Origin of the sequence: Pyrococcus sp., assembly GCF_030153625.1 — an archaeon.
Taxonomy (GTDB): Archaea; Methanobacteriota_B; Thermococci; order Thermococcales; family Thermococcaceae; genus Pyrococcus; species Pyrococcus furiosus.
Genome location: NZ_JASKLM010000051.1, coordinates 1 through 11,821 on the forward strand (window position 1 = coordinate 1; position 11,821 = coordinate 11,821).

14 protein-coding genes and 4 pseudogenes are annotated in these 11,821 nt (G+C 38.6%); 7 read left to right on the forward strand and 11 right to left on the reverse strand.

The window, feature by feature from the left end; translation table 11 throughout:
• The first annotated feature begins 192 nt into the window (after window positions 1-192).
• Both PWP39_RS08290 and PWP39_RS08295 read left to right on the forward strand, forming a co-directional pair.
• Window positions 193-1,632: a lipopolysaccharide biosynthesis protein gene (locus PWP39_RS08290; protein WP_288073445.1), complete on the forward strand. Its 1,440-nt coding sequence runs from the start codon at window positions 193-195 to the stop codon at window positions 1,630-1,632.
• The gene (locus PWP39_RS08295; protein WP_288073446.1) at window positions 1,592-1,864 is read left to right on the forward strand and encodes a hypothetical protein; all 273 of its coding nucleotides are present in this window, start codon (window positions 1,592-1,594) and stop codon (window positions 1,862-1,864) included. The genes PWP39_RS08290 and PWP39_RS08295 overlap by 41 nt, the downstream gene beginning before the upstream one ends.
• Before the next feature lie 343 nt (window positions 1,865-2,207).
• Here PWP39_RS08295 and PWP39_RS08300 read toward each other — a convergent pair whose 3' ends face one another.
• The 7 genes and pseudogenes from PWP39_RS08300 to PWP39_RS08330 all read right to left on the reverse strand — a co-directional run.
• Window positions 2,208-2,429: a polysaccharide biosynthesis-like protein gene (locus tag PWP39_RS08300; RefSeq protein WP_288073447.1), complete on the reverse strand. Its 222-nt coding sequence runs from the start codon at window positions 2,427-2,429 to the stop codon at window positions 2,208-2,210.
• A 67-nt stretch (window positions 2,430-2,496) separates the two neighbouring features.
• The gene (locus tag PWP39_RS08305) at window positions 2,497-2,682 is read right to left on the reverse strand and encodes a hypothetical protein (protein WP_288073448.1); all 186 of its coding nucleotides are present in this window, start codon (window positions 2,680-2,682) and stop codon (window positions 2,497-2,499) included.
• Between the two features lie 62 nt (window positions 2,683-2,744).
• Window positions 2,745-3,471 (reverse strand): annotated as a pseudogene (locus PWP39_RS08310) (sulfite exporter TauE/SafE family protein).
• A 3-nt stretch (window positions 3,472-3,474) separates the two neighbouring features.
• Window positions 3,475-4,011: an adenylyl-sulfate kinase gene (gene cysC, locus PWP39_RS08315; protein WP_288073449.1), complete on the reverse strand. Its 537-nt coding sequence runs from the start codon at window positions 4,009-4,011 to the stop codon at window positions 3,475-3,477.
• A 32-nt stretch (window positions 4,012-4,043) separates the two neighbouring features.
• Window positions 4,044-4,211 (reverse strand): DUF2283 domain-containing protein, encoded by a 168-nt coding sequence (locus PWP39_RS08320; RefSeq protein WP_288073450.1) that lies wholly within the window; start codon window positions 4,209-4,211, stop codon window positions 4,044-4,046.
• A 237-nt stretch (window positions 4,212-4,448) separates the two neighbouring features.
• Window positions 4,449-4,790: pseudogene (locus tag PWP39_RS08325) on the reverse strand (alkaline phosphatase family protein); the annotation flags it as partial.
• Window positions 4,791-4,865: 75 nt separating this feature from the next.
• A pseudogene (locus PWP39_RS08330) lies at window positions 4,866-5,863 on the reverse strand (hypothetical protein); the annotation flags it as partial.
• Window positions 5,864-5,959: 96 nt separating this feature from the next.
• On the opposite strand from PWP39_RS08330, the gene PWP39_RS08335 reads away from it, so the two are divergent.
• Both PWP39_RS08335 and PWP39_RS08340 read left to right on the forward strand, forming a co-directional pair.
• Window positions 5,960-6,196, forward strand: coding sequence for an antitoxin VapB family protein (locus PWP39_RS08335; protein ID WP_288073452.1), 237 nt, complete (start codon window positions 5,960-5,962; stop codon window positions 6,194-6,196).
• Window positions 6,169-6,540, forward strand: coding sequence for a type II toxin-antitoxin system VapC family toxin (locus PWP39_RS08340; protein WP_011012366.1), 372 nt, complete (start codon window positions 6,169-6,171; stop codon window positions 6,538-6,540). Before PWP39_RS08335 ends, PWP39_RS08340 begins: the two co-directional genes overlap by 28 nt.
• 619 nt (window positions 6,541-7,159) lie before the next feature.
• Here the strand turns inward: PWP39_RS08340 and PWP39_RS08345 are convergent.
• The 3 genes from PWP39_RS08345 to PWP39_RS08355 form a co-directional block, all read right to left on the reverse strand.
• A complete protein-coding gene (locus PWP39_RS08345) occupies window positions 7,160-7,303 on the reverse strand; it encodes a hypothetical protein (RefSeq protein ID WP_011012367.1) in 144 nt (47 codons plus the stop codon).
• An 18-nt stretch (window positions 7,304-7,321) separates the two neighbouring features.
• Window positions 7,322-7,594 (reverse strand): hypothetical protein, encoded by a 273-nt coding sequence (locus PWP39_RS08350; protein WP_288073451.1) that lies wholly within the window; start codon window positions 7,592-7,594, stop codon window positions 7,322-7,324.
• Window positions 7,595-7,800: 206 nt separating this feature from the next.
• A complete protein-coding gene (locus PWP39_RS08355; protein WP_014835392.1) occupies window positions 7,801-8,115 on the reverse strand; it encodes a HEPN domain-containing protein in 315 nt (104 codons plus the stop codon).
• A 113-nt stretch (window positions 8,116-8,228) separates the two neighbouring features.
• Here PWP39_RS08355 and PWP39_RS08360 point away from each other — a divergent pair, with 113 nt between their 5' ends.
• Genes PWP39_RS08360 through PWP39_RS08370 form a run of 3 tightly spaced genes read left to right on the forward strand, consistent with a single transcriptional unit; the run spans window position 8,229 to window position 11,531 of the window.
• Window positions 8,229-9,350 carry a glycosyltransferase family 4 protein gene (locus PWP39_RS08360; RefSeq protein ID WP_011012511.1) on the forward strand — a complete coding sequence of 374 codons (1,122 nt, stop codon included), beginning with the start codon at window positions 8,229-8,231 and terminating at the stop codon, window positions 9,348-9,350.
• A complete protein-coding gene (locus tag PWP39_RS08365) occupies window positions 9,347-10,315 on the forward strand; it encodes a glycosyltransferase (RefSeq protein WP_011012510.1) in 969 nt (322 codons plus the stop codon). Before PWP39_RS08360 ends, PWP39_RS08365 begins: the two co-directional genes overlap by 4 nt.
• Window positions 10,293-11,531, forward strand: a complete 1,239-nt coding sequence (locus tag PWP39_RS08370; RefSeq protein WP_011012509.1) for a glycosyltransferase family 4 protein — start codon at window positions 10,293-10,295, stop codon at window positions 11,529-11,531. Before PWP39_RS08365 ends, PWP39_RS08370 begins: the two co-directional genes overlap by 23 nt.
• Before the next feature lie 198 nt (window positions 11,532-11,729).
• Here PWP39_RS08370 and PWP39_RS08375 read toward each other — a convergent pair.
• Window positions 11,730-11,821 (reverse strand): annotated as a pseudogene (locus PWP39_RS08375) (IS6 family transposase); the annotation flags it as partial.

Consider the following 11,821-nt stretch of genomic DNA (forward strand, 5'->3'; position numbering starts at 1 on the left):
GTATAGAATGCTCTCAGCCTTCATTTCTCTCCCTTCTTTTTCTGAAAAATTATCAGAAACTTAAACCTAACGCCCTACCGCTTATCCTAACAGTATCCCCCGCGAGAGAGCAAGTGTTAAAAACCCACCAAACCCACTAGTGTTCAAAATTTACAGAATTGCCGAAAAAATATTATACAAAATCCTCAAGGGGTGATACGAAAGTTGAACGAATACAAGAATTTAGCCAAAAATACTCTTTTGTTCTCACTAGGGACATTAGGGTCTACAGTTATATCGTTTTTCTTGGTCATGATCTACACACGATACTTGACAACTTCGGAGTACGGGATGATAGACCTAATAAATACGACTATATCTCTAGTAGTTCCGGTTATCACGCTTCAGATAACAGAGGCAGTGTTTAGATTTGTTATGGACGAAGCCATTGATAAGCAAAAATTGATTTCAACGGCCATATATTTTGTTTGTATTTCAACTTTCTTGTTTTTTATAACCACCATATATTTCGGCAGGAAATATATGCCAAAAGAGGTAGTTTCTCTGTTTTATTTACTCGTGGTGATAAATGCAATCATTAGAGTTCAGACGGCTTTTGTAAAAGGCCTAAAGCGCATTAAAACGCTAGTTACAGCCGACATTTTGAGCTCAATTTTTATGGCAATAATGATATTAATCTTTCTTGTAAAGCTTCAAGTGGGAATTACAGGATACTTCATAGCTATAATAATTTCCTGGATTTTTAAGTCTTCAATTTTGTGTTTCAAGGAGAGAATGTATAATTACCTAATATCACCCTTTGACAAGAACTTACTAAAACAGATGCTTAGGTATTCGGTATTTCTAATACCCAACGCAATTATTTGGTGGGTTGTAAACGTTTCAGATAGGTATCTGCTGGCGTATTTCCTTGGAGTTGAAGCCGTTGGGATATATGCAGTATCATACAAAATACCACAGCTACTGAGTATCCCTACGATGATATTTTATCAGGCATGGCAAATTTCAGCAGTAGAATCTTACAAATCTGAAAACAGAGATCAAGTCTATACTAATGTTTTTACCGTATATCTCGCGCTCTTAATGATATCCTTATCTATTTTCTTGCCCTTACTAAAACCTCTAACTAGTATTTTATTTTCATCTTCATTTTACGAAAGTTGGAAATATGCATCATTCTTACTTTTTGGAACAGTATTCTCTGCTCTATCTTCGTTTAGTGGAACCGTTTATATTGCGTCCAAAGAATCAAAAGGAGCCTTGCTAACTTCTTCGATTGCAGCCCTTATAAATGCGGGTGTTAATATTATTCTGATACCAGTGTGGGGAATTTACGCTGCATCATTTTCAACATTTTTAGCATATTTTATTATGTGGGTAGCCAGAATGCAACATATCAAAAGATTCGCTAATGTCAGACTTAACTTAAAGAAGTTTATAGTTTCGTTCTTCATTACGGTACTTCAGATGCTTACCCTTTACGTTTCGCTATCACGCTTTGAATTGTTTGCAATTCACACTACCGCACTAGTATTGATATTAGTGATCTTCAGACGTGAAGTTATAAATTTAATAAAAATAGGTACAGATCTTGGCAGAGAAGTTATTAAATTTAGAGTTTACACAAAATAATTCATACACGAGACCCAAGGCAAGGCCGAATGAAGATATTGTTCCAAGTGCACCAAGTGAAACGAAGAGGAAAAGGAACACGAACCTGAGTGCGAAAAGAACGCTCTGGACGAAGGTGTACTCGGCCTTTCTCTTTACTATCGCGTACGTTGAGAGCATGTTATACGCGGTTCTTGCCATGGAGAAGAGCACGAACAGCAACAGGAACTTGAATGAAGAAAAGTTTTCCTAATGAATCGGATTTCTCCGTTACCAGAATGTATGCCGTTGAGACTACCACGAAGGGGGCGAGCACTAGGATGATGGAGCTTCTCACGACTCGCTCCTTGTACTCGGGATAGAAGCGGAGTAATGAAAAGTTCAGACCGAGCAGAGACACTGTGAAGACAAGGTTTATCGCCGACACCAAGGCAGAGACGACCCCCAACATCCTCAGGGGAATAGAACCTAGCCGCAACGTTCCAAAAGATGAAGTCCGCTTTGAGGTTTTTGAGTTCCTGCCGTATGAATTTCATCATTCCCGTTTACTCCCTTGAATTTCACTGTAAAGTGATGTTTTAAAACTTCACTCAATGTTAAAATCTTGGTGGCACATTCTGAAAGCCCAACGTGGCGATAACGAGTGCGATGCTTAGAACAGTCAAAGCTAAGTTAAACACTCCATACTCTCCAACAGAGAAGTACCTCGCTATCACGGCCCTGCTCAAAAACCCAAAGAACATTGAAATAACGGTTCTAGCAAAGACGATTCCAGTTCCTCTGGCAATCCTCTGCAAAGCGTGGCTTGCTTCGCTCATTTGAGAGCACCTTGAATTACAATTTATTATACATTATCATTGAGAGTTTATTATTTCTTCTAGCTTTTTAAGGATAATTCCTTTTTTCACAGGCCTCTCTAAAATCACTGTCAAACGATATCAAATAATGCTCTCTTTTCCCTCTGAACTTTCCATGAAGCTTCTTGACACTATACTCAATAATAGCTTCTCTCTCCACCCCGACGGTCTTTAAAACATCTTCTGGAAGATTAATCTTGACGTGAGTGCTCACTTTCTTACCCCAAGTACCACATCTCTTAATTTATAGATAAAAAGATTCCCCCCTATTATCACCTAAAAGCTTTGAATGAGAGTTATGATCTCAATAATTATAATTATAACATTGATTATCCTCTTCAGTTTTTCTTTACTAGCCTTCGAGTTCATCCTAGTGCCTAAATAAATCCCAGGTATTGTGCCAGCTATAAGTAAAGTGGCCAGGACATAGTCTACAATTCCAACGCTCACATAGTTCAAGAAACCTAATGCTGATAATCTGAGTTCATAAACTATCGTGACTCCAACTACTTCCCTTGGATTAACTCTAGCAACGTTCATGAGCACAAAGCTAACTATAACGCCCGCTCCCACAGCCAACGATAAACCCAAGAAGGTAAACGTATGCCCACCTAGGCCTTAATGGAACTTTTATTTCTCCCCTGAGGAGGCTCAACAGAGAGCTCAAAACTAATATTATTCCCAGGAGGATGGTAAGGCCATCATTAAGAACTTCCTTATCAACAAACCTCAAAATAATTCCACCCAACACTACGGCTGGAAGTCCTCCAAGGAGAAGCCTTACTGCTATGTCATATCTTATCCTGCCGTGCCTCCCATGGAATATCACACCAAAAACCTTAGTTACGGCCGAATAAAGCAAATCTGTGCCAACAGCAACCACGGGTTCAACTCCCAGGAATATGAGGGAGGGAGTCATTAAGCTTCCTCCGCCTATGCCAGTTAATCCAACAAGAAAACCAACTAAGAAGCCAAGAAAAATGAAAATGAAGTCCATGGACATCCCTCACGGAAGGTAGCCGAGTTCCCTAGCTTTTTGGATCACTAACTCAGCTTCCTCTTCCGGCGTCATCTTTGATGAGTCAACCTTCACCTCGGGATTTTCTGGCTCTTCATAAACTCCATCGTAGCCAGTTAAACCCTTTATCTCGCCGCGCATAGCCTTCTTATATAGGCCCTTGGGATCCCTCTGAATTCTAACTTCGAGAGGAGCATAGACGTAGACCTCTATGAAGTTCCCTATCTCCTTCCTAGCGTACTCCCTAATTGCTTTATATGGAGAGATTAGGGAGACTATCGCAATAACCCCGTTCCTTGAGAGAAGCTTCGCCATGTGAATAACTATTCTGTTGTGCATCTCCCTCTCTTCCTTGGAGAAGCCTAGGTTAGGGTAAAGGGTTTTCCTTATTGTATCACCGTCCAATATCTCAACCCTATAGCCCATTGCCGTAAGCTTCTTCTTCAGGGCATGAGCTAGCGTAGTCTTTCCAGCACCACTTGGCCCCGTAAGCCAGATCGTAAAACCCTTCTCTAAGTTCTTCATTTTATTTCCCCTCTATTTCCCCTCTATTACTTTTACAAGGCTACTGAATCTTCAATTTTTATTATAATTTCCTGTAGGGGATTACCATGAAGTCTCATAGATACGTTGATAATTTCTATTCCCACTATCTCCCCATTCTCATCATAATCTATAGTATCGATTATCTTCCCCTCCGACTTCGGATCATAGGAAATTTTCATAATCTACCCCCTCCATATTTAGTATGCTGTTATCACTACTATCCATTCATATATAACCCGAATTAATTTTCCATTTAGTCGTTTTTGTGCTATTTTTCTCCCAAAATATCCAGTAGTAATTTCTTCTGGGGATTCTATTGGTCTCGATAACTAGAGTCTTAGGGATTCCTCTCTCCTTCATCCGCTCCAGTGCATGGGGAATAAAGATTATTTTCATTTATCCAGCCTCCCCTTTCTCTACAGTACACTCCTCCCCCTAAGCGGCTTTTCCATGCCGAATAGCTTGAGCACAGTAGGAGCGAAGTCATAGATCGTTAGCTGTATCCTCTTCGCCTTCTCCATTCCTGGGAGATAAAGGGAGAATACTCCGTACTCAGAGTGAACTGCATCATCAGGGCCAGTATCGTTCTCCAGCAGATAAGGAGTCTCATAGCCCAGCGTCCCAGCGGCCCTCCAGTTAAGATCGTCGAGGTATACCATCATATCTGGCTTATCTCCCCTAGCAACTGGATATATCTCCTCAGGGTAGAAGACCTTCGTGTCCCACTTCTCTCCATTTGGCCCTCTTATTCCCTTTATCAACGTCTGCTATCCCCAACTTAATTCTCACTTTCCTCCAAGGTTTCATATTCTTATGAGACTTGGCCACTTTCATCACTCCACAAATGGATTCTCAAAGCTCCTTATAACTTCATAGACTTCTGGCCTCCTCATGTACTCTGGAGGTTGTTCCCCGTTCATTATCATCTTTCTGAGCTTTGTGCCGCCTATGTGGACGTGGAATTCTTCACTGTGAGGGCAGATCTTCGCATTAACCATTCCACCATACTTCTTACAGTAGAAGACCTCCCTTATGAACATTGGAGTTATCCTCAGGTCTGGGAACTCGTTGAAGTCTTCCTCATTATCGCGTGGTGAGTAGTGTTCGAACAATACTTCATAATAAGATAATAAGCTTTAATTATGACCTCATCCTTGTAGTCCCCCTTCTTCTTCCTTCCTAGCACTGGATTTATGAAGAGGCCATCCACGAATGTTAAGGCGGCTTTTTGGACATATTCATGACCCAAGTGAGGGACATTCCTCGTCTGGAATGCTACTATAGTCTTCCAACCCCTCTCCTTGAAGAGAATCCTAGTCTCCACTGGCCTTAGAGTATACTTGGCAAACGGGTTCGGGAGCTCATTTAACAGTTCAATCCCCCCACCAACTAGGTATTTACCCATTGAATAAACCCTCGCAACCCCTAGGTGATTTGGATCATCCGTCTTGAATACCTTCACAGCAAACTCCTTCTTGTCATAGGTGTAGATGTCCTCAACGTGCATTCTGGCTATGGGAGGGTTCTCATAGTATAGTAAAATTGCATCTCCCCCCTCAAAGGTAGGTTCTCCAACATCGAGGACTATTGGGATTGTCCAGGGAGTATCATCACTCAATCTCATATAATCAAGAACGCTCTCAAAGTCCTCCCTCGTTAGAAATCCCTTAAGGGGAGAATAAACCCCATGAGCAATGTTCTCCAGATCTATAGCTCTCCCATGGTCTATTTGAACTCTGGGATATTCATGTTGCTCACTGAGAATCCTTTCCCTAGTTCTTGGTGCAGCTATTCTCCTAATCAGCTTTCCTCCGTGGGGCTTTGATACCATTTGTATCACCTAAAGTAAGCCATGTTCTTGTCTGTCCATCCAAACTCCATAACGCTTAAATATGATGCATGCATTCAATGTATTATGGTGAGTATTATGGTTAAGACAATCACTATCTCGGATGATGTCTATAACGAGTTACTCCGAATCAAGGGAAATAAGTCGTTTAGCGAAGTCCTCAGAGAACTGTTAAAAGAAAGAAAGGGGAATAAAGAGGTTCTCAAGCGTATTTTTGGTATTTTAAGTGAAGAGGAATATCAGGAAGTTAAGAAGAGGCTTAAAGAGCTTGAGGGAGAGTTCGAGAAATGGGAGCAGTCCTTGATACAAATGTGATAATCGAAATAGCTCGAGGAAACCGAAGAATCCTTGAAAAAGTACTGAGTACAGATAGCACCTTTTATATAACCTCAATAACAAAGTTTGAAATATTTTTGGGATTTCCAAAAAAGGAAGAATTAATTTGGTTAAACTCACTTGAAGAACTTCCATTTGACGGGAAGAGTGCTGAGATAGCAGCATATCTCTACAAAAAGCTCAGAGAAAAAGGAATAATGCTAGGAATACGAGACTTGTTTATTGGCTCAATAGCCCTAGTTAACGACCTCCCTTTAATAACACTAGATAAGGACTTTTTACACCTCAAAGAGTTTGGACTTGAAGTGGAGATTTTGAGGTAGTTTTGTCCTTTAATAAAGAGTTCAAAAATATCTTGATTCACCGAATCTCATGAGCTCTCCTTTTTCTGTCAAAAATATTCTCAAATTATCTATTCCCTCTCAATTTTCCCAACAATTTGCATGAATTTTCCCTCTAAACTTTCCATATTAACACTTATTTTTATTTCAACGAACTTATAGGGTGCTTAATTTTCTCTCCTCCTTTCTACACTGTAAAACCATTCTTCTTGTCGAGTTCAATATGGTTCTTCAATATTCTCAGTGGATGGATTACTTCTTCTCTACTAGATCCGTTATCCTCATCTTACTTATCATCTTTCCTCGAGTGCTCTTCGGCCCATCTGGTATTTATTAAAATTCCAAATAGTCAAATATTTGGTTCAAGAGCATCAACACTACTCGGGTTACAGCCTTTTAATCCTCAGAAAACCAAGAAACATTAGGATAAAACTCTCGTTTTGTGATTCTCTGAATTTTTTATGATACAGCTTTAAGGAAATGACACTCAAGAAAAGTTGAGAAGAATCATCAAAGAAGTTAAATATTGAAAAGCTAGATGTAAGGAGGTAGTGTCAAAGGCGGCAATATTATGTCTTCAAGATCTGAAAAATAAACTATATTATTCCCACCACTCGAGAGCTTTATGCTGAAGTTCAACTGATGAATACTTACTTTTCAACTCCCTTAAAGCCCCCTTCCACGTAAACTTAAGCCCTTTTCTCTTCTTTACTCTCTTTCCGATAAAATTTTTGAAAAAGTCCATAACCATCTCACCACAACTTTAATAACTGTTTATCATCCAGTATTTCCCATTTCTTAGTCCTTTCCTCTTGAGTTCTTCAAACTTTTCCTTATCTATTTTGTAAAATCCATCATCATACAAAACATTTCCATAAGAAATAGCATCGAGTGCAGTTGGGGAGAGGTTTTTCAACGCCTTCAAGAACTCCTCCCTTGTGTAGGCTATTATGTCAACTGATAGAAAATCTCCATTTAAGGCATACAATTGTTTTGTTCTTTTCAGCGGATTCTTATCTAACCTATCAAATAACAACGATGTCAAAGTCACTGACCTTGTTATAATCCCCCTCTAGCGTATGAGCCAAAAAGAATTACAGTAGCTTCTCCGTTTAAATATTTAACTATCCTATCTACGAGTTTTTTTAGTTGTTTTAAGCTCATCTGCAACCGCCTCAACAAATTTTATTATCTTTTCGGCATAATCGATAAGTTCTTTGGCTACATCATCTGAATAATATTCTAATGGGGACCTTCCGGATACGCATCAGGATACCTCAGTGCTATATAGTTCCTGTCTAGCTTCATTGCAAAATAAAGAATCTTCTTAGGACCCTTTATGTTGTTTTCAGCTAGCTCTCTTAAGAGCTTCGTTATTGAGTGTCCTATGGGAGCAAAGCTCAACCCTCTTAGAATAGCTTTCACAGCTAATTCTGCTGCTTGTTGGGCTTTAAAACTTGCCCATTCATAATACCCTTCTCTCAAATCGGAATACGCAGAAGCAAGAGTTCTCTTTGCCTCTACCATCCACCGATCATATTCTTTTTTCTTGAACATGAATAATCCCTTCAATTGATTATTAGAGTTTTGGGTTGAAAAAGAATAGATGTCTGGTGGACATTCCATTAACATAAGGTTAATAAGGTAAAGGGGATAAGGACTCGATAAGTATGGGAGAAACACTAAGAATTGCCTTTATCTATGATGTAATTTACCCTTGGGTAAAAGGAGGAGTTGAAAGAAGACTTTACGAGATAGCTAAGCGATTAGCTGAGAAACACGAAGTTCACATTTATGGGTACAAGCATTGGGACGGGAAAAAGATACAAGAAATGAATGGAATATTTTATCATGGAACCATTAAGCCAAAAAAGATTTATCACGGCAATAGGAGAGCAATACTCCCTCCAATTTTTCATTCAATAAATTTGCTTTTCCTTCTAAAGGGTCAACATTTAGACATTATCGATTGTCAAGCAACTCCATACTTTCCATGCTATGCTTCCAGGGTTAGTAACTCAAACTTAGTAATCACGTGGCACGAGTTCTGGGGAAATTACTGGCTAAAATATCTTGGAAGGGCAGGTTTCTTCGGAAAAATAATTGAAAGAGGGTTATTTGTTTTAACTGACAACCATATAGCAGTATCTCTAAAAACAAAAAAAGACCTCTACAAAGCAGGTCTCAGAAAGAATATTTACGTGGTTCCCAATGGGATAGACTTTGAAAAGATTCAAGAGATAAAGCCTTCCAGCTACACCTCAGACATAATCTTCGTTGGAAGGTTAATTAAGGAGAAGAATGTTCCTTTACTCCTAAAAGCTCTCACCATAATAAAACAGGATATCCCGGATGTTAAAGCTGTTGTAGTGGGGGATGGTCCTGAAAGAGAATATCTAGAAAAGTTATCTTTTAAGCTTAATCTTCAGGATAATGTAAAATTTTTGGGGTTCCTAAATAGATATGAGGATGTTGTGGCACTAATGAAGGCCTCCAAGGTATTTGCCTTTCCTTCTCTTAGAGAGGGATTTGGGATTGTTGTCATTGAGGCCAATGCAAGTGGCCTACCTGTGGTCACAGTTGAACATGAGATGAACGCCTCTAAGGATCTCATACTAGAATGGAAAAACGGATTTATCGCAAAAGTTAATGAGAAAGACTTTGCGGAAAAGATTTTAATCGCATTAGAAAAAAGAAAGAAAATGAAGAAACTGAGTACAGAAATAGCAAGGAAATATAACTGGAATGAAATTGTAAAAAAGCTGGAGAGATACTACAGGTGGATAGCATGAGGTACGTTATTTTGGCAAGGAATTTAGACTCGAAGGCAGGAGGAATTAGTGTTTATGGAAGAAATTTAATCAAAAAGTTAGAAGCTAAGGGAATAGATGTTATAATATCTCCTAAGGAAAAATTTTCATACTTTAAGTGGCTTCTTTTTGATGTTCCAATTTTCATACTAAAAACAGATGCAGATGTTTATCATGCAATTGGAATTATAGAGGGCATACTTTTACCGTTTATAAAGCCAAGAGCGAAAAAATACCTTACAGTTCACGATTTAATACCCTTGAAATATAAAGGAAGAGGATTTAGAAAAATTTTGGAGCGGTTCTTAGTTAGATTAGGACTGTTTTCAGCAAGATTCTACGACAAAATCTTTGCGGTCTCTCATCTAACAAAACTCGACGTTATTAGATTTGGAGGCATTGATGAGAATAAAATAGAGGTAGTTTATCAACCTATTGATGATAAATTCTTAAAAACCCCCACTAGTGGGAAGAGGCACAAAACCTTCAATATTGGATACATTTCAAGAATGGAAGCATACAAGCGGCATGAACTTTTGATCAAACTGTTTATGAAGTACAAAAATCCAAATGCCCGGCTTTACTTGGCTGGAACTGGACCCCTGTTTAAAAAAATACAAAAACTAGCAGAGGAAGACAAGAGAATAATTCTCCTGGGATTCGTACCAGACGATAAGATAGTTGAGTTTTACGACATGCTTGATGTGTATATCCATCCCTCAAAGTATGAAGGCTGGGGTTTGCCCATAGTTGAGGCAACCGCTAGGAAAAAGCCCGTGATAATCTTTGAAGATGCCGAGATACCAAGGGAGGTCAAGTACTTATGCCTAAGTATTGATTTTAATATCATAAATCCACTTATTTCTAATCTAAAATACCTAAAAAAAGTAGGAGTGATCAAGAACAAAGCTTGGAGGCGTATATATGAGAATTCTATTTGTCACTGAGTATTACCCCCCAATACATATGGGTGGGGCTGAAATTAGCCTAAAAATTTTAGTAAACAAGCTAGCTAAGCTAGGACACGAAGTCACTGTTATTACTCCCAATTATACTAAGTATAAAACCGAAACTGAGATTTCCAAAAATTTGAGAGTAATAAGATTTAAATCCTGGCGGTACTTTTTATTTAAGAAACAGTTGCGCAAGATCTCTTCTGAAATTTATCTGCGAAAAAAAAGTTCATACTACTTCCAATTAAACGGGTATATCAAGTTATCCTCTTTTGAAATTATGAAGGTTGTAAAAGAACTCCTCCAGAAGGAAGACTTTGACGTTATCCATGCAAATAACTTGGAATCAATTCTAGGCCTTTCAAAACTTCAAGTTAATACAAAAGTTGCACATTTGAGGGATTTTGCACTACTCTGTTGGAATCGTGGGTTGAACAATAATGGGAAACTATGCGAAGGATGCAGTTTAACAAACATACGGCAGTGTATGGGAGCAAATTACATATTGGGTTCAGCTTTAGTGCACGAAATAAACAAAAGAAAAAATGTGCTAGGGAAATTTGATAAGATTCTTGCAATTAGCAATTTTGTAAAAATGGAATTCGTGAAAAGACTAAATATCCCTACTGAAAAAATCTCTGTACTTTACAATCCAATAACTCAAGAGATAGTCTCAAATATTTCAAAAGAAGAAGCTCGACAATACTTAAATCTTCCAGAAGATAAGACAATTGTTTTATTTGTTGGAACCCTTACAGAACTAAAAGGAGCCCATTTAATACCAAAGATAGCAAAAGAGTTACCCGAACATTTGTTTGTTGTTGTAGGAGATGGACCCCTAAGAAAGATGTTTACTGAATTCCCATTAGAAAACGTCCTCTATGTGGGATATCAACCAATGGAGATACTAAGACACTATTACAAAGCCTCTGACATTCTTCTCGTGCCCTCTCTGTGGCACGAGCCCTTTGGGAGGGTTATCATAGAGGGAGCAGCCAATGGTTGTTACGTTGTTGGAAGTGATAAAGGTGCCATTCCTGAGATTATTCACTGGATAGGATACGGAACATCTGTACCCCCTCAAAGCAAGTATTTTGTGGAAGCAATAAAGAATGCTCCCCAAACCACCAAGCATGAGAAGTTAAAAATAAAAATAATTAACTATTCCCATAAATACGCAGAGAAGTTTATAAAGGCAATCATGGAATAAGAGTTTGTATGGATGAAAACAACCTCTTGGTTGTCACAAACATATTCCCAAATAAGGATGGCTCCTATTATCAAGGAGTATTTGTAAAAGAACAGATAAAATTTCTGAAGAATTATTTTGATAATGTGTATGTTATAAGTCCCTGGCCCTATGGATATAAAATGTTTCTTAAAGATTATTCCTACGAGAACGATACTGTCAGGATAACTGGGGCATCACCTCTTGAAGCCACTCAGTCACATCACCAGGCGGACAACCAAACCGAGAATGAAACCTAACAAAATTATACC

Excerpts from the sequence above, each read along its gene's own strand:
- PWP39_RS08335 (WP_288073452.1), top strand. The coding sequence starts at position 5,960 with ATGGTTAAGACAATCACTATCTCGGATGATGTCTATAACGAGTTACTC.
- PWP39_RS08370 (WP_011012509.1), top strand. The coding sequence starts at position 10,293 with ATGAGAATTCTATTTGTCACTGAGTATTACCCCCCAATACATATGGGT.
- PWP39_RS08320 (WP_288073450.1), bottom strand. The coding sequence starts at position 4,211 with ATGAAAATTTCCTATGATCCGAAGTCGGAGGGGAAGATAATCGATACT.
- cysC (WP_288073449.1), bottom strand. The coding sequence starts at position 4,011 with ATGAAGAACTTAGAGAAGGGTTTTACGATCTGGCTTACGGGGCCAAGT.
- PWP39_RS08355 (WP_014835392.1), bottom strand. The coding sequence starts at position 8,115 with ATGTTCAAGAAAAAAGAATATGATCGGTGGATGGTAGAGGCAAAGAGA.
- PWP39_RS08345 (WP_011012367.1), bottom strand. The coding sequence starts at position 7,303 with ATGGACTTTTTCAAAAATTTTATCGGAAAGAGAGTAAAGAAGAGAAAA.
- PWP39_RS08360 (WP_011012511.1), top strand. The coding sequence starts at position 8,229 with ATGGGAGAAACACTAAGAATTGCCTTTATCTATGATGTAATTTACCCT.
- PWP39_RS08365 (WP_011012510.1), top strand. The coding sequence starts at position 9,347 with ATGAGGTACGTTATTTTGGCAAGGAATTTAGACTCGAAGGCAGGAGGA.
- PWP39_RS08340 (WP_011012366.1), top strand. The coding sequence starts at position 6,169 with ATGGGAGCAGTCCTTGATACAAATGTGATAATCGAAATAGCTCGAGGA.
- PWP39_RS08300 (WP_288073447.1), bottom strand. The coding sequence starts at position 2,429 with ATGAGCGAAGCAAGCCACGCTTTGCAGAGGATTGCCAGAGGAACTGGA.